The following is a 22,098-nucleotide window of genomic DNA, read 5'->3' on the forward strand; positions in this document are numbered from 1 at the left end:
GATGATCTGAGGCCGATATCGATAGCTAGTCGATTATCTTGAACCAGCGAAAATATTCCGGGGTGTAGGAGCGAAGCGTTTTCCTCGCGTCTTCGCAAAACCCTTCCTGGTGATTGTCGTAATAGCGGTGATCGGGCTGGGAGTGTTGGGAACAGACGGGGGCGTTCGTCACCTTTTACTTCATCCTCGAAAGGCCAGGCGTACACCGCGACTTACATCGCTCCGGTGGTTGCGGTCATGATCGGCGCGACAATCAGCCGAACACGCAATCCGCTTGCCCCCGAGCTTGGAGCGCCGAGACCAAATTCAGCGATGAAGGACCAGCGAAGACCTCGATAGCCCTGTACCCAACCGCCAGCGCAAGCTGTATAGGTGGGGTCGGTCGGCCCCGCAGGGTTGATGCCGGTTTCGCGCGGTGCAGGGAGCAAATTGTGAGCGAACATGATCCAATCGTCATAGTCGGCTGCGCGCGCACGCCCATGGGCGCGTTTCAGGGCGAATTGTCCGACGCCACGGCTTCGCAGCTTGGCGCTGCGGCCATCCGCGCCTCGATGGAACGGGCCGGCGCGGACCCTCAGGCGGTGGATGAAGTTGTCATGGGATGCGTGCTGCCCGCCGGGCAGGGGCAGGCGCCCGCGCGGCAGGCTTCGCTGGGCGCAGGCATCACCCGCGCCGCGGGCGCCACCACCATCAACAAGATGTGCGGCTCCGGCATGAAGGCCGCCATGCTGGCGCATGATCTTCTGTTGGCGGGCAGCGCCGAAATCGTCGTTGCCGGCGGCATGGAGAGCATGACCAATGCACCATACCTCTTGCCCAAAGCGCGTCAGGGTTACCGCATGGGGCATGGGCAGGTGCTCGACCACATGTTCCTGGATGGGCTTGAGGATGCCTATGATCATGGACGACTGATGGGGACATTCGCCGAGGATTGCGCGGCGGAGTATGGTTTTACCCGCGAAGAACAGGACGCTTTCGCCATAACCTCCCTGAACCGCGCCCAGGCCGCTATCGCCGACGGCTCGTTCGAGAGCGAAATCACACCGGTGATTTTGACAGGGCGTGCAGGCGAGCGCAGCATCGCAATCGATGAACAGCCCGGCAAGGCGCGGCTCGACAAGATACCGACCCTGAAACCGGCGTTTCGTTCGGGTGGCACTGTAACCGCCGCCAATTCCAGTTCGATCTCCGACGGTGCGGCGGCGATGGTGCTGATGCGCCGCTCGAAAGCCGACCGGCTTGGGCTGACGCCGCGCGCCGTGATTGTCGGGCACGCCACCTATGCCGACCAGCCGGCGAAGTTCCCGACCGCGCCTGTCCATGCCATTCGCCGGCTGTCCGAACGGACTGGCTGGGTGATCGGCGATGTGGACCTGTTTGAAATCAACGAGGCGTTCGCGGTCGTGGCCATGGCCGCAATGCGCGACCTCGACCTGCCGCATGAACGCGTCAACATTCATGGCGGAGCCTGCGCGCTCGGTCATCCGATCGGCGCCTCCGGCGCGCGCGTGATGGTCACGTTGCTGGCGGCTCTGGAAAGGAATGGTCTTTCGCGCGGCGTCGCCTCCCTGTGCATCGGCGGCGGAGAAGCGACCGCAGTGGCGATCGAGCTGTTGTCCTGACCGGCGCGAAGCGGACGCCTGAACAGCTACAGATGCGATTCCCGAGCGACACAAAGATGCCCGCTTCCCGCCACAATCGGTTAACAGGTCGCTAAGAAATTCCTGCGCAAATGGCCTTGAGCGGAAGCAGAAGGCCATGCTCGGGATCGACGCGAACTGCGAGCGATCCTGTTTGTGTGACCTCCTTCCTGAAGTCAGGGGATCGTCTTGATGCAGGTCGTGGCGCGGCAGCGTTTTCGTCGCACTCTTACAATCATGTCCTTTGCCGTATCGGCGATCGCTCTGGCCGCCTGCGGAACGCCGCAGCCCAAGGAGCAGGTCAAGTCACGTTCCAAGGAATATTTCCCCGAATCCAAATATGGCGTGAAGGCCAGCCCGCGCGTGGCGCATGGCTCGAAGATCAAGCGGGGCGGCGGGCGCGATCAGGTCGGAAAACCTTACCAGGTGGCCGGCAAATGGTACTATCCCAAGGAAGATCCCAAATACGCCAGGACGGGTTCCGCATCCTGGTACGGGGACGCATTCCATGGGCGCCTGACGGCCAATGGGGAGATCTACGACAAGGAACATCTGACGGCGGCGCATCCCACCATGCCGTTACCGAGCTATGCCCGCGTCACCAATGTCGAGAACGGCAGCTCGGTAGTCGTACGCGTCAACGACCGTGGACCATATCACGGCGACCGTGTCATCGATCTGTCGAAACGCGCCGCCGATATGCTGGGCTATCGCATGGCCGGCACGGCGAAGGTGAAGGTCGAATATGTCGGCCGCGCGCCTCTCGATGGCGATGACGAACCCTATCTGATGGCCTCCTATCATCCAGGAAACCGCGCTCCCGATCCGTCGATCGGTCTGCCGACAGGCGTGATGATCGCCATGAGTGGTTCGACGCCGAGCGCTGGCGGCATCCGTGGTGTGCCGTTTCCGACGCAGGCGGCCGGCGCACAGCAGACATTGGCTTTCGGAGACGTTTCACTGCCGGACTATGGCCCGATCGTGCCTATTCGCCCGGATTCCAGCCTTCCATCCGACTCGCCTTTCGCGCTAGCGACGCTTTCCTATGCGGATGAACGCGTCGCTTCCGCCGCGCACGCATTTGCCGCCGTGGACCGTGGTGGTCTGACCTCGCAAGCAGTGGCGGCGTCGTGGAAGCGCAGCAATACGGGGCAGCCGGGCGCGGATTATATAGCAGCCGGTTCCTTCGAAAGCGACGCAGAGGCGCGCCAGCTCGCCAAGCGCCTTTCCGGGTTCGGAAAGGTGTCGATCAGGCAGTCCGCGTCAGAGGGCAGGGGATGGTACGCCGTGGAGCTTTACGGCGATGGCCGCGCCGATGCCGACGCCATGCTGCAGGCGGCGTGGGCGAACGGCGCGCCGGATGCGCTGAGGGTTCGCAACTGATCGTCGCAACGCTGCATAGCAGTTGATTCACGACGCGACGCCCTGCTAGCTTGAACCACTATCCGCAAAGGCAGCACGGGCGCATTCTCCATGTCATCTTTCCTGCGCGCGCAGTTTTTTGGCCTGATCGCATTGGCCAGCGTTTGCCTTGGGGCAGGCGTGGCTTCTGCGCAACTGTTCGAAACCAAGGCGACGCAGGCTTTCATGGTCGATGCCGAGACCGGCAGCGTGCTGTTCGCCAAGGATGCCGACGCGCCGATCCAGCCTGCCTCGCTGGCCAAGCTGATGACGTTGGAAATGGCGTTCGATGCGGTGAAATCCGGCCGGCTGGCGCTCGACGATACCTTTGTCGTCAGCGAAAATGCGTGGCGCACCGGCGGCGCACCATCGCGCACCTCCACCATGTTCGCAGCAGTCCGTTCCAGCATCAGGCTTGAGGATCTGATGCGCGGCATCGCCGTGCAGGCAGCCAACGACGGCTGCATTATTATTGCCGAAGGCATCGCCGGTTCGGAAACCGGTTTCGCGTTCCAGATGACGGAGCGCGCCCGCAAGATTGGCTTGCAGAAATCGGTGTTCGTCAACGCCACCGGATTGCCCGCTGAAGGCCAGATGACCACAGTTCGCGAACTTGTGCAGCTTGCCCGTCACCTTCAGGAAACCTACCCGGATCTCTATCGGCTGTTTGCGGAAACGGATTTCACCTGGAACAAGATCAACCAGCGCAACCGCAATCCATTGCTGGCCATGGATATAGGTGCGGAGGGGCTGGCCGTCGGCGCAAGCGAACAGAATGGTTTCGCCATTGTCGGCGCAATCCACCAGAACGGCCGGCGTGTGATTGCCGCGCTGAGCGGGATGTCTTCCGACCGTGAGCGGGCGGAAGAGGCGCGCAAGCTTCTGGAATGGGGGTTGCGCTCGTTCGAGAAGACGGAAATCTTTGCGGCTGATGAGGTGGTCGGCACTGCACAGGTCTATGGCGGGACGAAAGGCGGCGTGCCGCTGAAGGCAAAAGGGCCGGTGGACCTGCTTTTGCCAACGTTCCATCGCGACAAGCTGACGGCCCGTATCGTGTATCAGGGACCATTGCCCGCGCCTGTGGAAGAAGGTCAGCACGTCGGCGCGTTGCGTATATGGATCGGCGACACGCTGAGCCAGGAAATGCCGCTCTATGCAGCCGAGACGGTCGAGGTGGGCGAACTCCACAGCCGGGCATTCGATGCGCTCAAGGAACTGGCCATCGGCTGGCTGCGCTGATAAGCGGTAGCGATACCGCGACAACGGAACGAAACATCAGCCAGTGCGCCAGGGATTCTTCATAAGCTTCGAAGGTGGGGAAGGGGCCGGCAAGTCCACTCAGATCGAGCGGCTGGCGCAGAAGCTGCGCGCGAAGAAATATGACGTTGTCGTTACGCGCGAACCGGGCGGTTCCCCCGGTGCGGAAGCCGTTCGCCATGTCATCCTGTCGGGAGCAGCCGAACAACTCGGGCCAAAGATGGAGGCGATGCTGTTTGCCGCCGCGCGTTCCGATCACGTCGAACAGCTCATCCGTCCCGCCATTGCGCGCGGCGCGATCGTGCTGTGCGACCGCTTCGTCGACTCCTCACGAGTCTATCAGGGTGTAACCGGCGGGTTGCCGTCCGACTTCATGGGGGCGCTGGAGAAGGTCACGGTCAACGGCATGATGCCGGACGTGACCATCATCCTCGATATCGATCCGGTCGAGGGTCTGAAGCGCGCCAATGCGCGCCGTTCCGCCGGCGATGCGCCGGACCGTTTCGAGAAGGAAACCGTGGATACGCACCGGCGACGCCGCGAGGCATTTCTCGCCATCGCGAACGCCGAACCTGAGCGCTGCGTCGTCATCGATGCGGCCGCCTCGCCCCACGCCGTGGAGGATGCGGTGACGGAAGCGGTTTTCGCAAAGCTCGCCGAGCGCGCAACCGCCGCAAATTCGCGGAGTGCGGCAAAGTGATGTTCGAACGCCTTGCACCCGAACAACACGACACGCTGGACGGCGTGCCCGAACCCGCCGAAACACCGCTTCTGGTGGGGCATGAGGAGGCCGCGAACATGCTGGTCGGCGCCTATCGCGCCGGCAAGCTGCCGCATGCGCTGATGTTCGTCGGCCCGGTGGGGATAGGCAAGGCGACGCTCGCCTTCCATCTTGCCCATCATCTTCTGAAATATCCACGCCATGAAGATTCGCCGGCGCAACTTGCCGTTCCCGATCCTGCGTCGCCGCTGTTCCGGCAGATCGCGCAAGGCGCTCACCCCGCGGTCCTGCACCTCACCCGTCCGCTCAACGAGCGCACCAAGGCTTTCAAGTCTGTCGTCACCGTAGACGAAATCCGTAAGGTGGGCGGCTTCCTGTCGCTGACTTCGCATGACGGCGGCTATCGCGTGGTGATCGTTGACCCGGCGGACGATATGAACGCCAATGCCGCCAATGCGTTGCTGAAGAACCTTGAGGAGCCGCCGACCCGCACGTTGTTCATCCTCATCGTCCATGCGCCGGGTTCGCTGCTGCCCACTATCCGCTCCCGCTGTCAGGTAGTCCGTCTGTCGCCGCTGGAGCCGCAAGGTCTGGGGCAGGTGATGCAAGCGCTAGGGCAGCACGCCGGTGACGCTAATCTGCTGGCGCGGGCAGGGGGCAGCGTGCGAAACGCCATTCTGCTTTCGCAATATGGCGGGCTGGAGATCGCCGGGGCGCTGGAAAATCTGCAGCGGTCGGCGCATTACGAAATCGGCGCTGCGCACAAGCTCGCGGATGTGGTCGCAGGTCGCGACGGCGCCGTTCCGTTCGACATCTTCAATCGCCACGCTCTGGACCTGCTTTCAGAAGAAGCGCGACAGGCCGCACTTGCCGGCGATCTCGCCCGCGCCAAATCGCTTGCAGACGCTTGGCAGGAAGCGCGCGATGCGATAATCGAGATGGAAACCTACAACCTCGACAAGAAGCAGCACGCGCTTTCGATGATCGACCGCCTGAATTCTGCATTTCGAATGTGATGCTCCGCCTTGCCGCGGGATGGCGTTAGCCGTTCCGATGCTATATCCACCCCACATTCCTCATTTGCAGGCTTCAAGACGGTCCATTTCATGTCGCGCGACAGTTTCTACATAACCACCGCCATTTCCTACCCGAACGGCAAGCCGCATATCGGCCATGCCTATGAGCTGATCGCCACGGATGCGCTGGCGCGCTTCCAGCGCTACGACGGCAAGGACGTGTTTTTCCTCACCGGTACTGACGAGCACGGCATCAAGATGCTGCAAACGGCCAGGAAGGAGGGCATTTCCGTTCGTGAACTGGCCGACCGCAATGCTGCCGAGTTCCAGCGCATGGCTTCGGCGCTCAACGCATCGAACGACGATTTCATCCGCACGACGGAAGAGCGCCACTACAAGGCCTCGCAGGCGATCTGGAAGGCGATGGCCGCCAGGGGCGACATCTATAAGGGCGGGTACGCCGGCTGGTATTCCGTGCGCGACGAGGCCTATTACGGCGAGGAAGAAACCGAGTTGCGCGAGGACGGCGTACGCTACGGGCCCCAAGGCACGCCTGTCGAATGGGTGGAGGAGGAGAGCTATTTCTTCCGTCTCTCCGATTATCAGGACAGGCTGCTGGACCTTTACGAAAACCAGCCCGACTTCATCGGGCCGGCCGAGCGTCGCAACGAGGTGGCGAGCTTCGTCCGCTCGGGGCTGAAGGATTTGTCGATCTCGCGCACCACATTCGACTGGGGCGTGCCGGTGCCAGGTGATGAGACGCATGTGATGTATGTCTGGGTGGACGCCCTCACCAATTACATCACCGCGCTTGGCTATCCCGATGAAAACGAAGCGAAATGGAAATTCTGGCCTGCCGATGCACACGTCATCGGCAAGGACATCGTGCGCTTCCATGCCATCTACTGGCCGGCCTTCCTGATGTCCGCAGGCATTGAACTGCCGAAGCGCGTGTTCGGTCACGGCTTCCTGTTCAACCGCGGCGAGAAGATGTCCAAATCGCTCGGCAACGTGATCGACCCATTCACGATGGTCGAGCATTACGGCCTCGATCAGGTGCGCTATTTCTTCCTGCGCGAAGTTCCGTTCGGGCAGGATGGCAGCTATAGCCATGAGGCGATCGTCAACCGCACCAACGCCGATCTCGCCAACGATCTCGGTAATCTTGCACAGCGCTCGCTGTCGATGATCGCCAAGAATTGCGGCGGTACGGTTCCGGCACGCGGCGAGTTGACGGACCCGGACAGCGCCATCCTCGCGCAGGCGGCGGATGCTCTGGCGACCGCGCGCAAAGCCATGTCCGAGCAAGCGATTCATCAGGCGTTGGCGGCGATCTTCGGCGTGGTGGCGGAAGCCAACCGCTATTTCGCCGGGCAGGAACCCTGGGCGCTGAAGAAGACCAACCCGGCACGCATGGAAACCGTGCTGTGGACGACGGCAGAGGTCATCCGTCGCGTGGGCATCCTGTGCCAGCCGTTCATTCCCGGTTCCGCCGCAAAACTGCTCGACCTGCTTGCAGTCGGGAACGATGCGCGCGGCTTCGACAGGATCGATACGCTGGAGGTTCTGGCGCCGGGGGCGCCGCTACCGGCGCCGCAGCCGGTTTTCCCGCGCTATGCGGAGCCGGAGCAGGCCGCCTGATGCTGGTCGACAGCCATTGCCATCTGGATTTTCCAGACTTCGCCGATGAGCGGGACGCCATTGTCGCGCGCGCGCGCGAAGCAGGCGTTGGACGCATGGTGACGATTTCCACTCGCGTGCGGCAATTCTCCCGGATTCGCGAAATCGCGGAGGCTCACGACGAGGTGTATTGTTCGGTCGGAACCCACCCGCACAACGCGGCCGAGGAACTGGACGTCACGGCGGATGAACTGGTGCGGCTGGCGACCCATCCCAAAGTGGTCGCAATCGGCGAGGCGGGTCTCGATTATCACTACGACTACGCGCCGCGGGAGGCGCAGGCCAAGGGATTCCGCACCCATATCGCGGCTGCGCGCGAAACGGGACTGCCGCTGATCATTCACGCACGAGCGGCCGACGAGGATGTCGCCGCCATTCTGGTGGAAGAAACGGAGAAGGGGCCCTTTCCTTTCGTCCTGCACTGCTTCTCGTCAGGCAAGCGGCTGGCCGAGATTGGCGTCGAGCTTGGCGGCTATGTGTCATTCTCCGGCATTCTGACCTTCCGGAACTCACAGAATATTCGCGATATAGCCGCTGCTGTGCCGCATGACCGGCTGCTGGTGGAAACCGACGCACCTTATCTTGCCCCCATTCCGCATCGCGGCAAACGCAACGAGCCTGCTTTTGTGACGCACACAGCGTCCGTTCTCGCCGACACTATCGGTGTCAATAACGAGACGGTCACGAAGCTGACGACAGATAATTTCTTCAGGCTTTTCAGTAAGATGCCGAAGCCGGATCAAGTGGCGCTCGAGGCGTGAGCGACCGGCTGCGCCTGACCATACTCGGATGCGGCTCGTCCCCGGGCGTGCCGCGCATCACGGGTGACTGGGGCGCGTGTGATCCTGCCAATCCGAAAAACCGCCGTATGCGCGCGGCAGCAATGTTCGAGCGCATCAGGGATGACGGCCGACGCACTGTCGTGGTGATCGACACTGGCCCGGATTTCCGTGCCCAGATGCTAATGGCGGGTGTCAGACATATCGATGCGGTGATCTATACACACGCCCATGCCGACCATATTCACGGCATTGACGATCTGCGTGGTTATGTCCTCGAACAGAAACGTCTTATCGATATTTATGCCGACACTGTCACCATGGCGCGCCTGCGTGAAGCATTCGGATATTGCTTTGAAACCCCGCCCGGCAGCGCTTATCCGCCGATCCTATGGGCGCGCAACATCGACCATGGTCGATCCGTGACTGTAGAAGGAGAGGGCGGCTCCCTCACCTTCGAGCCGTTGCCACAGGTGCATGGCGACATCACTTCCCTTGGATTCCGTGTTGAGAATGTCGCTTATTGCCCCGATGTGAGCGCCTTCCCGGAGGCCACCGCCATGCGGTTGAACGATCTCGATCTGCTCGTCATCGACGCTCTGCAATACCGCCGGCATCCCAGCCATTTTTCGCTTGGCGAAGCGCTGGAATGGATCGAACGGCTCGAACCGAAGAACGCTGTGTTGACGCACATGCATATTCCGCTGGACTATGAGACGGTCCGGGCGGAAACGCCCGACCACGTTCAGCCGGCCTATGACGGCATGATGTTGGAATTTCCAATAATATCAGATTGATGCTGGGGATTTCTCCCCCAACGGCGACGCAAGTTGGAGCAATCCATTATAGCTGTCCATTCGTACAGCGTCGGAAACCCTGGGTTCCTGTTTCCTGCAACCTTGCTGGTTCGCGCACAAATCTCCGCACGCGGGCTCAAACATGGCATGTCAGGCGAGGTCTTTAAGACTTGCGATTAAAAGTGGGAAAGCGGCCATTCTCAATCCTCCGCGCACAAAATAGTTCCATAATACATGTTATGCGACTTTTGTTTGTGGTCCAATGCCCCTGCGTTCAGCGTTGAGTCGGCCTTCAGCTAAAGAGAAGCGCGCCGTGCACTGAAAGTATGATGGTCAGCCCTCGGAACGGGTTCGCGGAGCCATTAGTCTGTCAGCCATTTCTGGTAGTCCGAAACCAGAAGATGAACCGGCTCAACATCCTCCTCGATCTCCGAGAAGCGACCGATGGGGTCACGGAAGACGTTATCGGTGAGGTCGTCGTTCACGGTTGAGACTTCGCCGATAAGAACGTCCGCGCCTTCGGCCCAAAAAGCGTGCCATACGCCGGGCAGCAGCGTCACGCTCTCTCCCGGATCGAGCTTGAGAAGGCCGCCTGCCGGAAGCCTGCGAATGGAGCCATCCACCGGAACGGTCACCTCGGCATGAAGGTCGATGCCTCCCTCTTCGTCGGGCATGAACAATTCCAGAACAAGCTTGCCGCCGCCACGGTTGATGATGTCCTCCGCCTTGATGACATGGCGGTGCATGGGCGAGAGCTGATCCTTACGTGAGATCATGATCTTCTCGGCATAGAGCATGCCGACGCCCTTCTTCATGTCCTCAAAACGGCCGTTGCGGACCGTGAACAGGAAGAGCCCCAGCTCATCGAACTTCCCCTGCCCGTAATCGGTAATGTCCCAACCCAGCCGTCCGTCGAAAACACCGGCGGAAACAGTTCTGCGCTGTTGCATTTCTCCGGGCGACCAATAGGCGAAAGGCGGCATGACGTAGCCGAAGGAGCGGATAAAGGCGTCACCCTCGCGGATGGTCTCGTTCACTCTCGAGCGCTTCATGTTCCCTCCCGTCGGTGTATTCAGCCAGCCGCCAGTTCGAAGGTCAACGCTCTCCCCGCGCCGCCAGCTTGCGCATGGAAGCGATGCGCCGCCGATTGATTTCAGTGCGCATCGCAACCATGTGCAGGGCGAAGAACAGCAGCGTGAAGCCGATCGCCATAACCAGCAGCGGGCGAAGCAGGCTGCCGTCGATGGTCGGTCCATCCATACGGAACACCGAGGCCGGCTGATGCAGCGTGTTCCACCAGTCCACCGAGAACTTGATGATCGGTATGTTGACGAAACCGATCAGGGTGATGATGGCGGCCGCCCACGCGGCCTTGCCGGTGTCTTCCAGAGCACGCGTAAGGGCTATTATTCCGAGATACATCAGAAACAGCACGAAAACCGAGGTGAGACGCGCGTCCCACACCCACCAGGTTCCCCACATGGGTTTGCCCCAGATCGAGCCGGTGACGAGCGCCAGAGCGGTGAAGCAGGCGCCGATGGGAGCTGCCGATTTCAAAGACACATCCGCGAGCGGATGCCGCCAGACCAGCGTGCCGAGCGCCGCCGCCGCCATGACTGCGTAACACATCATGGAGAGCCACGCGAACGGCACATGGATGTACATGATGCGAACCGTAGTTCCCTGCTGGTAATCCTCCGGCGCGGAGAAGCTCATATAGACCCCCGCCGCCAGGACAAGGCAGGCGGCGCCCGTCAGCCAGGGAACGACCCTGTCGGCAAAGCCGACAAACCGGGTTGGATTGGCGAGGTCCAGCCAACTGGACATGCGGGTGCGGGAAGCGGTCATGACAAGCTACATAACCTTGCAGCACGCCGGGAAGCAACAGCCTGCTATGGCCAAGGGGAAGCGCCTCTTATGCCGCGGCGTTATCTTCCACCGCCGAGATGCGCGACAGGCGTCGGACTTCTTCATCGTTGAGAAGACCGCCGGCACGCAGCAGAGCCGCGAAACGTCCGTTGCGCAGGGAAAGTTCGGCGAAGCCGCCCATTTCGACCACCCTGCCCTTGTCCATGAACACGACCAGATCGGCGTCGCGAACGGTGGTCAGCCGGTGCGCAATGATGAAGGTGGTGCGGCCGCGACGCAGTTCATCGATGGCCTGTTTCACCCGTTCCTCGGTCTCGACATCGAGCGCGCTGGTCGCCTCGTCGAGGACGAGTATCGGCGCGTTCTTCAGAACGGCGCGGGCGATGGCGATGCGCTGGCGCTCACCGCCGGAAAGCTGGCCGCCGCGCTCGCCGACGAGAGTGTCGTAGCCCTCGCCCTTGCCAAGGATGAAATCCTGCGCCGCAGCTGCGCGAGCGGCCGCATGAACCTCTTCATAGGTCGCGTCGGCACAGCCGATGCGGATATTTTCCTCGATGGAACGATTGAGAAGGCCGGCATCCTGAAACACGGTGGCGATGCAGTTTCGCACCGAACGGGCCGTGACCGTGCGGGTGTCGACGCCATCGATGAGGATGCGGCCGTGCTGCGGCGTGAATACGCGCTGCAGGAGATTGATGAGCGTGGTCTTGCCGGCGCCGGTGGGGCCGACAATGGCGACGGTCTGCCCGGCGGCGACCTCGAAGGAAACCTCGTCCAACCCCTGCCCCGAATTCGGGAACTCAAAGCTGACATTCTCGAAACGCACATGGCCGGTAACCCGGCCGATCTCGCGCAGCCCGGCGGGCTCCCTGACTTCGAGGGCAGAGTCTTCCATCCGGTAGAATTCTTCGAGCTTCGCCCTGGCTTCCGAGATCTGGTTGACGAAGGTGGACAACTGGTCGAGCCGGCCGATCAGCAGTGTGGCGAAGCCGGTGAAGGCAATGACGTCGCCAATCCGCAATTGCCCCTGCATGACCAGATAGGAACCGATCAGCAGGACCACCATCATCGAAATGGTGGAAGACAGGCGATGCATGGCGCTCGCCAGCGCCCACCAGTCCAGAACAGGATATTGCGCGTCCAGCAATTCACCGATGAAACGCTTCAGGGCTGCCGTCTCGTGTCCGATGCGGTTGTAGCTCTGGAGCACAGCGACGTTGCTGACAGAATCGGAAACATGCGCGAACACCTGATGGTAATGGCGTTCCACACTCGCCTGCCCTTCCCGCGTCTTTCGCATGACCAGACGGCCGACAGCATAGTAGATGACGCCCAGCACCAGCAGCACCATGGACATGCGCAAATCGAGCGTCAGAGCCGTTGGGACCAGAAGCATAAGCGCCACGGCGGTGGAAAGGTGCTGGCGCATGAACTCCAGCCACAGCGTGAACAGGGTTTCGACGGCGCGCAGCAGCGTATGAAGCGAATTGGAGGTGCCGCGGGTATGGTGCCAGGCGAGCGGCATGTTGATGATCCGCTCGAAGGACTGCGACAGCACCGTGCCGCGCAGCCTGTGGGCGAAGCGATCCGCTCCACGCGCCACAAGAACAAAGGCGATGATATTGAATATGCCGAGACCCGCCCAGATTACGAGTGGCGGCACCACGTCAACGCGGTCGGAAATCGCGTCGATGATCCGCCCGAACATGATCGGCTCAAGAATGGCGACGATGGCGAGAGTGACATTCGCGCCGCAGATCAGCGCGACCCGTTTGCCGTCGGCGGCCAGATAGCCGAGCGCTCTCCAGTAGACTTGCAGAAGGGACACTCGCTTACTCCACCGAACCGCTCATTGTGCAATGCACCATGCCTGGAAACGTATGAAATCATGCATGCCAGAACAATGTTCACTTACAGCGTCAGTTCCCGTTGCGCGAACAAAACATGGCTACGAGCGGAAATCTGCCGTGATCGGCTAAGGATTTGAGTTGAAAGGCAAAATGACCATCGTAAGGCAAAATTGCGGCAATCCCGAAAAGGGTTGCCGCAATTTTAGCGGGAAACGACTGGGTGTAGGCGCCTTCGCGGTTCCCTGCCGTCTTTATCGCTTTTTGGTCGAACTGATGCGGCCGCCTGAACCATTAGCCGGCAATGTCACCACGACATCAGTTTCACCCGTTTTGAGGGGAAAGGAGGTTCCCTTCACTTTTTTGCCATTCACTTGAAGTGTCGTCGTAGATGCGCCTGTGCTGCGCCGCACCCGAATGGTCTGCTTTCCACCGCCGAGAGAAAGCCTTGCAGTATAGCCATCCCAATGGGAGGGAATGCGCGGGTTGATTTCCATGGCGTCGCCACGCCTGCGGATGCCGAGTATGGCCTCTACGGCGGCACGGTAAAGCCAGCCCGCAGAGCCGGTATACCATGTCCAGCCGCCACGGCCGGCCTTGTCGGCCGAATACACATCGGCCGCGACCACATAAGGTTCGACACGGTAATGTTCGGCAGAGGCTTCATCCAGCGCATGGTTGACGGGGTTGAGCATGGAGAAGCACCGGTACGCCTCGTCCGCGCGCCCCATCTCGGCCAGCGCAATGACGAACCATGTCGCCGCATGCGTGTACTGGCCGCCATTTTCGCGTACGCCCGGGGGATAGCTCTTTATGTAGCCGGGGTCCTTCTCCCAGTTGGCGAATGGCGGCGTGAACAGCTTGAGGATCTTGTGCTCGTCATCGACCAGCATTTCCATGGCGCTGTCCATCGCCGTGCGTGACCGGGCGGGATCGCCCTCGCCCGACAGCACGCTCCATGACTGGGCTATGGAGTCGATCTGGCACTCCTGTGACTCACGGGAGCCAAGCGGGGTTCCGTCATCGAATGTGCCGCGCCGATACCATTGGCCGTCCCATGCGCTGTTCTCCAGCGCCCGTTTGAGCGCGGAAGCATGCGCCTGCCATGCTTTTACGCGTTTGGCGTCGCCCTGCGCTTTTGCGATCGGGTCGAAGTCGACAAGCGTCCTGAGCAGGAACCAGCCGAGCCACACGCTCTCGCCCCTCCCCTCGTCACCGACGCTGTTCATGCCGTCGTTCCAGTCGCCGCCCAGAATAAGCGGAAGGCCGCCAGGACTGCTGCGGGTGATGGCGAGATCGAGGGCTCGCGCGCAATGTTCATAGAGCGAAGCGCTCTCACCGGAGGGCTCCGGCAGGAAGAAGGCGTCATGCTCCTGCTCGCCGAGACGCTCGCCCTGAATAAAGGGAAGTTTCTCGTCGAGAAGAGCCCGGTCACCCGTCACCCCGATATAGCTGGCGACGGCGTGAGCCAGCCAGACCACATCATCCGAGATGATGGTGCGAACGCCTGCGCCAGTGCGCGGCAGCCACCAGTGTTGCACGTCGCCTTCTGGGAACTGGCGCCCGGCCGCGTTCAGTATCTGGATGCGAGCAAGACCGGGATCATGCGCGAGCAACGCCAGCGTATCCTGCAACTGGTCTCGGAAACCGAAGGCCCCGCTTGCCTGATAGAACGCCGAGCGTGCGCGGATACGGCAGGCGACGCTCTGGTAGGGAAGCCAGTGGTTCACCATGAAGTCGAGCGTCTTGTCCGGCGTCTCGACCTGAATGGTGTCGAGAAAACCGCGCCATGATTTCTCGGCGTCGCCAAGGCGCTGTTCGAAATCGACCGCACGATGCCGGCCAATGAGAGCGGACGCCTCCGCCGCGCTTTCCGCATCGCCGAGGAGCCATAGCAGCATGATTTCGCCATCCGCCGGAACCTCGACATCGCGCGCCAGCGCGGCGCAAGGATCGTCGCCGGCCTCGATGCGGCCCGACAGCGCCAGGCCCGTCACAACAGCCTGAGGCCGTTCGCTGGAGCCGTCCCGCCCAATGAATTCCGCGCGATCGGCTGTGACCGAATCCGGTCGGCCATCGCCTGCGAGAAAGGCCACCCGGCCACCGAAATCGAGATTGTACGGGTTGGTGGCGAGCAGCGCGCCCGTCGCCTCGTCCTGCGACGGTATGATGGTGCCGGCGGTGCGGGAGCGGTGAGTTCCCAGTACCCACTCGGCATAGGCATAGACGCGGAGCCGCATAGCGGAAGCGCCGGAGTTGCGAATGCGCAGCCGCGACACCTTCACCGGGTCGGCGGCGTCCACAATATGCGTCAGTTCCATCTCGAGCGCGCCACGTCTTGCCCGGAACGAGGAAAAACCCTGTCCGTGAACGGCTTCATAGGCCACCGCCGGGTCACGCAGCACGGCGGCGATCGGGGAAAAGCTGGCGCCGCTGTCGAGATCGTGGATGTACAGACCCTCACCCGGCCGGTTGGTCACCGGATCGTTCGACCACGGCGTGAGCTGATAGTCGCGGCTGTTTCGGCTCCAGGTGAAGCCTGCGCCCTCCGCCGAGGTGTGGAAGCCGAAGCTTTCGTTGGAGACGACATTAATCCACGGCTGCGGCGTGACCTTGCGCCCGGTCAACCGGACGACATAGCGGCGTCCGTCGTCCTCGAAGCCGCCAAATCCGTTCCAGTTGGAAAGCCCCTTTCCATCCGCGGATTTGTACTTTGCCGGTGCTGTTGACGATACAAGTTCCGCCTCACGATGGATCGATGTCGTCTTGGCGGCGCCGTTCGCACTCTCGCGCGCCTGCAATGCGGTTATCTCGGCGCGCTCGATCTGGTCGCTGATCGTCCCGTTGCGCGTGTGCAGCACCACTCGCGCCGAGGTCAGCAGCGTGCGATAGGTCGGCTCGTCCATCAGATCGCGACGCACCGCGAAGATGTGTTGGCGCGGCCCGAGTTCCGAGCCTCTCAAACGGGCGTTTTCGCACAGATAGTCGATGGCCTGCTGCAAATCCTGCACATAGGAGGAGGACTGCTCGTTGACGATGACGAGATCAGCGGTGAGCCCGCGCGCGCGCATGTATTCCTGATAACGCAGGGCCTGTGCGACGATCTCCAGGTCGGCCAGATCGTCGATGCGTATGGCGAATATCGGATAGTCGCCGGAAATGCTCGTCGGCCAAAGGCTCGACTGTTTGCCGAGACCGCTCGCGATCGATTCCGAGGGCAGTCGCAGGTTCGGATCGGGGTAGATCAGATAGCGCGCAAGGCTCTGCCCGATCGCCGCATCCGCCAGGGTCAATCCGAGATGGCGGGTCTGAACCTGTGAACGCGTCCACGACAGCATTGCCTGCCGGGCAAAGCTTTCGGGATGATCGAGACGGTTGATGGCGTCATCAAGCTCTCCCCTGTTCGTCCCGACACAGGTCCAGAACGTCAGCGAGACCTTTTTGTTGGCCGGAACGCGCACCTTGCGGCGCAGGGCGACGATCGGGTCGAGCGTAAAGCCGGAGTGGCCAGAGAGACGGGCGCCGGGTTCCATGGCGGCCGGGTCGGCGATCGTGCGCCCGCGCCCGATGAAAGCGCGGCGGTCGGTTTCCGCTTCCGTGTCTCGGGCGAGACCGGTCGGGTCCGTGACGAAATGCACCGCGACAATGTCGGGTTCGCTCGGGTCCCGCTTTTTCCTGCGAGCGAAGATCGCCCCCTTGTTTTCAGCGATTTCCGTCTCGACGAACATCTTCGAGAAGGCGGGATGGGCGTTGTCCGACGCTTCCGGAGCAAGAACGAGCTCGGCGAAGGACGTCACCTCGATATAACGGTCTATCGATCCGTCGTTGTGAAGGGTTACACGTCTTCCCTCTCCGTGACCTTCCGAGATGACGATGCACTCCACCTCCGAGCGCAGCGATTGCACGCTCTTTGCGAACGTCGCCTTGTCGTCGGAAAAATAGGTCTGAGCGACCTCGCCCGGAGCCCTTTTCGGCTCCACGGTCGCCGACCACCATTCGTCGCTGTCGGCGTCGCGCAGGAAGATGTAGGAGCCCATGCGATCCTCGACCGGGTCGGGTTGCCAGCGCGTTATGGCCAGGTCACCCCAGCGGCTGTAGCCGGAACCGGTCGCCGTAACCATCATGGAATAATGGCCGGTGGACATCAGGCTCGTGGCGCGAAGGGCCGTTGCGGGGTCGGGTATGATGCGCGTATCGAGGCTCTGGGCTTCCTGCTCGTCCAGAAGCGGACGCTCTTCCGCCTCGGTGCGCACCGTATCGGCGGGAATTTCGCGCGGGGCTTTTTCCTGAAGCAGAAGCTCCGCAGATTCGATTACCGGGTCCGAGTGGAAACGGTCCCGCAGCCGCCCTTCGTAAACGACATTGGCGACGGCCGCGATCGACATGCCGGAGTGGTGCGCGAAATAGCTCTGCACCACCGCGTGGTCTGCGCCTTCCGGCACGCGCTGTGGGGTGAAATCCACCGCGTCGTAATAGCCGTAGCGCCCGAGCGCGCCGATGCTCTTGAGCCGTTTCAGATTTTCCACGGCCTCGCGCGGCATGAATTGCGCAGCCAGAATGGTCGCATAGGGTGCGATGACGAGGTTTTGCGCGAGCCCGCGCTTCAGCCCCAGACCCGGAACGCCGAAGTTGGTGTACTGGTAAGTCAGTTCGCGATCGCGCGCGTTGTAGGCAGCTTCGGAAATGCCCCACGGCACGTTGCGTGACCGGCCATATTGCATCTGACGCTTGATGACGAGATTGCTCGTCTGGTTGAGCAGGCTGCCCTGCGGCTCCTTCATCACCAGAGGCGGCATCAGGTACTCGAACATCGAGCCGGACCATGAGATCAGCGCGCCACGGAATCCGATCTCGACGATCGGACGCCCGAGCTTGAACCAGTGCTCGGTCGGGAGATCGCCCTTGGCGACGGCGAACAGGGAAGTCAGCCGGGCTTCGGACGCCAGAAGATCATAACAGGCTTCATCGAGCTGGTGCTCTTCCACCCGGTATCCGATGGAAAGCAGCTTGCGCTCCGGGCGCATGAGAAAGGAAAAATCCATCTCGAACGCAAAACGGCGTGCACGTTCGCGCAGTTTGAGCAGGCGTGCGCGCAACTCCTCGACAGTACGGTCCTCGCTGTGCGAATCATGCACATGCGCTTCGCAGGTCGCTTCCAGACGGGCAGCCCAGTCGCCCACAACTTCGGAGCGGCTGGAGCCGACCTCGGCATGTATGGCCGTCGCCAGCTTGCGGATTTCCCCGGCCAGCACCGACAGATTGATGGTGCGGATGGACGCCATCTCGGGCTGTTCCTTGATGGTGTGCACCGCCCGGCGCATGCCGTCCAGCCGGTCCGCCAGCCGCTGGCGCAGCGGGCGCAACTGTCTGCGGTCATCCGGCAGTTCGTCCAGGCTTTCGTCCAGAATGGCGACCACGTCGAGCACGCCCTCGAAGTCGCCATGAAGGTGAACTGAAGGCGCTTCCGCCCATTCGGCGCAGGTTGCAGCCGCCGCCACCAGATGGCCGGCGAGATTGCCGCTGTCGACGGCTGAAATATAAAGCGGATGCAGCGGCTTGAGCGTCTTCGTATCATACCAGTTGAACAGATGACCGCGCTCGCGCGGCATGGTCTCCATGGTCGAGAGCGTCACCTCGATGCGCGACACGGCATCCGCCATGCTGATCCAGCCGAAATCGCGCGCCGACACCACGGACAGAAGATACACGCCGATATTGGTGGGCGAAGTGCGCGGCGCCACCACCGGCGCTGGACTTTCCTGAAAATTATCCGGCGGCAGATGGCGGTGTTCTTCGGTGACGAAGGTCTCGTAATAATGCCATGTGCGGCGAGCCGCGATGCGCAACGCATGCATGTCGCGGGGCGCCAGATGCAGTCGGTCCTCCGTTTCGGCCGAGCGGCTGATCAGCCAGGCGAATGCCGGCGAGCCGATCCAGAACAGGGCGAAGAAGAAGGCGACGAAGGCGCCGGTCGAGTCGGCGAAGACGGGAATGGCCAGGCCGACGACGCCGATGATCACCGCCCCGTACATGGCGGAATAGTAGGAACCGAGATCGTTCGTCCCGCCCTTGTGAGCCTGCGAGGCCGTGCGCCATTCGAGCAGATTCTTGCGGGACACGAAAAGGCGGTACAGCGTGCGGACGATGGCGTCGCCCATCATCCAGGCGGAATGGGCCATGAGAACCACACGCAGCGCCACCATCGCGGTGCCGAAGGCTATGTCGCGCGCCAGAGCGGAGAAATGTCCACGCGGCGTGGAATCCCGGCTCTTCGGCCACAAGCCGTTCACGATGTTGAACGTCGGCGCCATGAACAGGGTCAGGATCAGCAGCGCCTGCCATTGCGCGGCCTGTGTAAACGGCAGCAATGTCCAGCCGGCTATCGCTGCCAACACCCAGAAGATGGGTGTGAGAGTACGACGCAGATTGTCCACCATCTTCCAGCGTGAAAGGGCGGGAACACCCGAAAGCGGGTTGATGATGAAATTCAGAAGCTGCCAGTCGCCCCGCGACCAGCGGTGCTGGCGCGACGCGTCGACCGAATAGCGGGTGGGATAATCCTCGACCAGTTCGACATCGCTCACCAGCGCCGCGCGCGCGAAAGCGCCCTCGACGAGATCGTGGCTGAGAATGGCGTTTTCATCGAATCGATCCTTGAGCGCCGCCTCGAAAGAATCGATATGGTAGAGGCCCTTGCCGGTGAACGTGCCGTCGCCGAACACGTCCTGATACAGATCGGACACGGCGAAGACATAGGGGTCGAGGCCGCGATCGGTCGAGAAAACACGCTGAAAGAACGAAGCTTCGTCGCCGGTGGTCAGGGATGGCGTGATGCGCGGCTGCAGGATGGTGTAGCCGCCGGTCACCTTCTTGGCTGCCGCGTCATAGTGCGGGCGATTCAGCGGATGCGCGAGTTTGCCGATGAGCTTCGTCACCGCGTCGCGCGTGGTGCGCGTGTCGGCATCCAGCGTCATCACATAGACAATGTTATCGGGAAGCGGCACGTCCAGCGGCATGAAGGTGGTGTCGCCGTCCCCGCGCAGAAGCAGATTCAGCTCGTGCAGCTTGCCACGCTTGCGCTCCCATCCCATCCACACGCTCTGGGAAGGATTGTACAAACGACGCCGATGCAGAAGATGAAAGCGCGGCACGCCCTCCACCGGGTAGCGCTGGTTCAGGCGGGCGATTTCGGCGCGGGCAAAATCGAGAATTTCGGCGTCTGCCGGATTCAATTCACTGTCGCTGTCCGGCCAATCGGAAAGCAGCGCGAAATAAAGTTCATCGGAGACGTTGGCGAGGTGATGAACCTCGATATTGCGGATATTCTCCTCAACGTCATCGCGTGAACCGATCAGCGAGGGCACCACGACGAGGGTCCTGGCCTCGACCGGTATGCCGTCCTTGTAATCGTATCCTGTCAGGCGCGTGGGCTTCAGAAAAAGAAGCACCACTGTGTTGAAGAAACCGAGTGCGCCCTCGCTGGCCGGCACGACAAACAGCGCCAGCATAAGTGCGATGGCCGACACCGGCAGACCCAGCACCATGAGCGCGTTGCCGCTCATGTAGAGCAACAGGACGGTAAGCGCGAACACCGGAACCGCAATGCCCATCCAGCCCGCCTTGCGGAACGAGCGTTTCAGCGACAGACCGAATGGCGGGCGATAGCCGATCTCTTTTTCCAGCGTCTCGCGGCGTGCCCCTACGAGGTAAAAGCCGACATCGCTCGCTTCGCCGGACATTTCCGGCCGGTCGGCGGAGGTCGCGGCCATTTCGACCGCAATTTCGGCCACCTCATATTCCGAACGGCCGGAACCGCGCGCCAGCTCCTCGATCGCAGTGCGGTACTGGTCGCGTGAGGCGAAATCGAGCGCCGAATAATCCGCCTTCTTGCGCAGCACCTCGTCGATGCGGCTGACCTCCTCGAACCAGACGGTCCAGTCGACATCGTTGATGAGGCGCAGGCCCCTGATAATGTTGCCCGTGGTGACATTGCCGGCCGAAAGCGTCTGGTGCTCGGCCATGATGATCTGCTCGGCGTCCGAGCCGGATTTCTCCAGTTCGCCTTCCAGCCATTCAAGCGCCCTGCCAGCGTTCTGCGAGCCGTCGCGCAGCCGGTAAAGAAGCTGCGTGGCGAACGTCGTGTCGCGCGCATAGGCGCTGTACTGGCTCAGCATCTGCTCGCGTTCGCCACCATCGGCCGAGGCCAGCGCACGATCAGCGACCTCGTTGGCGACAAGACGCATCTTGCGCGCGCGTTCGACACGCAAGGCGAGACGGCGCAGATTTTCAATCAGAACGAAGCGAAGCAGCGATGGAAGCGCCCAGACCTCGCCGATCTTCATCGGTTCGATCGACTGGAACCCCTCCACGATCGCCTTGAAGGTCTGTCCAGAGACCGAACTGTCGGAATGCGCGACGTAGGCCCATGCAATGGCGAGCGCTCTCGGCACGGCTGTACCGTCCTTCAGTCGGAGCGTCGGAAGCTGCCTGTAGAACCGGCGCGGCAAGTCGCGCTTGATCTGGTAGATCGTCTCCTCGACCAGATAATTGTTGTCGAGCAGCCACTGGGCGGCCGGTGTGATCGTTTCACCCTTGGCCTGAGCGGCGTTGGTCGACCGGTAGACCTCGAGAATCCTGGCTGCGCTTTCACGGATGCGGGACTGGAAGTCGAAAGTCCCAAGCCCGTCGAGGCTCTGCGTGTCACCCTCGGCCATCTGCTTGCCGAGCAGCCTCAACCTGTCTTCCTGATAGAATTGAGCCCTGATCGGGCGCTCCGCAGCCAGAGGCGTGACGGTGGGCTTGGCTTCAAGGCTGTTTGGGCTGGTCTGAATATTCATTAAAAATCCACAAGGCGAGAAACGACCACGGCTTCGATATGGCCGCTGCAACCATAAACCGTTTTAAATGCAAATGGTTGCATCATACGGCCCACAGCGATTTTGCTGCGCCATCACCCGCGCCCCACGCACACATATTCCCACCGATCCCGCAAGCCGAACAGGGATCGAAAGGAAAGAATTCTGGCTTTTTCGTGTTTTACGCGCTGTGTAGCGAGTGCAGGAGCCCAGCTTCAATAAAGCTTTGCAACAGC

General features: G+C 61.7%; 12 protein-coding genes. 8 read left to right on the plus strand and 4 right to left on the minus strand.

Annotation, left to right across the window (positions count from 1 at the left end):
* Positions 1-431: 431 nt before the first annotated feature.
* The 8 genes from ABID44_RS01160 (at position 432) to ABID44_RS01195 (ending at position 9,291) form a co-directional block, all read left to right on the plus strand.
* Positions 432-1,622 (plus strand): acetyl-CoA C-acyltransferase, encoded by a 1,191-nt coding sequence (locus ABID44_RS01160; RefSeq protein WP_354149845.1) that lies wholly within the window; start codon positions 432-434, stop codon positions 1,620-1,622.
* 210 nt (positions 1,623-1,832) lie between these two features.
* Positions 1,833-3,023, plus strand: a complete 1,191-nt coding sequence (locus ABID44_RS01165) for a septal ring lytic transglycosylase RlpA family protein (RefSeq protein WP_354150180.1) — start codon at positions 1,833-1,835, stop codon at positions 3,021-3,023.
* Positions 3,024-3,113: 90 nt separating this feature from the next.
* The gene (locus tag ABID44_RS01170) at positions 3,114-4,280 is read left to right on the plus strand and encodes a D-alanyl-D-alanine carboxypeptidase family protein (protein WP_378226708.1); all 1,167 of its coding nucleotides are present in this window, start codon (positions 3,114-3,116) and stop codon (positions 4,278-4,280) included.
* A 43-nt stretch (positions 4,281-4,323) separates the two neighbouring features.
* Positions 4,324-4,998, plus strand: coding sequence for a dTMP kinase (gene tmk / locus ABID44_RS01175; RefSeq protein ID WP_354149846.1), 675 nt, complete (start codon positions 4,324-4,326; stop codon positions 4,996-4,998).
* Positions 4,995-6,035 carry a DNA polymerase III subunit delta' gene (locus tag ABID44_RS01180; RefSeq protein WP_354149847.1) on the plus strand — a complete coding sequence of 347 codons (1,041 nt, stop codon included), beginning with the start codon at positions 4,995-4,997 and terminating at the stop codon, positions 6,033-6,035. Before tmk ends, ABID44_RS01180 begins: the two co-directional genes overlap by 4 nt.
* Before the next feature lie 90 nt (positions 6,036-6,125).
* Positions 6,126-7,676, plus strand: coding sequence for a methionine--tRNA ligase (gene metG, locus ABID44_RS01185; RefSeq protein WP_354149848.1), 1,551 nt, complete (start codon positions 6,126-6,128; stop codon positions 7,674-7,676).
* On the plus strand, positions 7,676-8,476 hold the full coding sequence (locus tag ABID44_RS01190) for a TatD family hydrolase (protein ID WP_354149849.1): 801 nt from the start codon (positions 7,676-7,678) through the stop codon (positions 8,474-8,476). The genes metG and ABID44_RS01190 overlap by 1 nt, the downstream gene beginning before the upstream one ends.
* Positions 8,473-9,291, plus strand: coding sequence for an MBL fold metallo-hydrolase (locus ABID44_RS01195; protein WP_354149850.1), 819 nt, complete (start codon positions 8,473-8,475; stop codon positions 9,289-9,291). The genes ABID44_RS01190 and ABID44_RS01195 overlap by 4 nt, the downstream gene beginning before the upstream one ends.
* 362 nt (positions 9,292-9,653) lie before the next feature.
* Here ABID44_RS01195 and ABID44_RS01200 read toward each other — a convergent pair whose 3' ends face one another.
* The 4 genes from ABID44_RS01200 to ABID44_RS01215 form a co-directional block, all read right to left on the minus strand.
* A complete protein-coding gene (locus ABID44_RS01200; protein WP_354149851.1) occupies positions 9,654-10,343 on the minus strand; it encodes a D-lyxose/D-mannose family sugar isomerase in 690 nt (229 codons plus the stop codon).
* Positions 10,344-10,386: 43 nt separating this feature from the next.
* Complete coding sequence (locus ABID44_RS01205) at positions 10,387-11,139, minus strand: heme ABC transporter permease (RefSeq protein WP_354149852.1); 753 nt, start codon at positions 11,137-11,139, stop codon at positions 10,387-10,389.
* A gap of 67 nt (positions 11,140-11,206) precedes the next feature.
* The gene (locus ABID44_RS01210) at positions 11,207-12,988 is read right to left on the minus strand and encodes a glucan ABC transporter ATP-binding protein/ permease (RefSeq protein ID WP_354149853.1); all 1,782 of its coding nucleotides are present in this window, start codon (positions 12,986-12,988) and stop codon (positions 11,207-11,209) included.
* A 273-nt stretch (positions 12,989-13,261) separates the two neighbouring features.
* Positions 13,262-21,844, minus strand: a complete 8,583-nt coding sequence (locus ABID44_RS01215) for a glycoside hydrolase family 94 protein (RefSeq protein ID WP_354149854.1) — start codon at positions 21,842-21,844, stop codon at positions 13,262-13,264.
* Positions 21,845-22,098 lie beyond the last annotated feature (254 nt).

The organism is Aquamicrobium ahrensii, assembly GCF_040545755.1.
Taxonomy (GTDB): domain Bacteria; phylum Pseudomonadota; class Alphaproteobacteria; order Rhizobiales; family Rhizobiaceae; genus Mesorhizobium; species Mesorhizobium ahrensii.

Bases quoted from the DNA above. Each gene is read 5' to 3' on its own strand.
- ABID44_RS01165 (WP_354150180.1), top strand. From the start codon at position 1,833: ATGCAGGTCGTGGCGCGGCAGCGTTTTCGTCGCACTCTTACAATCATG.
- ABID44_RS01170 (WP_378226708.1), top strand. From the start codon at position 3,114: ATGTCATCTTTCCTGCGCGCGCAGTTTTTTGGCCTGATCGCATTGGCC.
- metG (WP_354149848.1), top strand. From the start codon at position 6,126: ATGTCGCGCGACAGTTTCTACATAACCACCGCCATTTCCTACCCGAAC.
- ABID44_RS01190 (WP_354149849.1), top strand. From the start codon at position 7,676: ATGCTGGTCGACAGCCATTGCCATCTGGATTTTCCAGACTTCGCCGAT.
- ABID44_RS01200 (WP_354149851.1), bottom strand. From the start codon at position 10,343: ATGAAGCGCTCGAGAGTGAACGAGACCATCCGCGAGGGTGACGCCTTT.
- ABID44_RS01205 (WP_354149852.1), bottom strand. From the start codon at position 11,139: ATGACCGCTTCCCGCACCCGCATGTCCAGTTGGCTGGACCTCGCCAAT.
- ABID44_RS01215 (WP_354149854.1), bottom strand. From the start codon at position 21,844: ATGAATATTCAGACCAGCCCAAACAGCCTTGAAGCCAAGCCCACCGTC.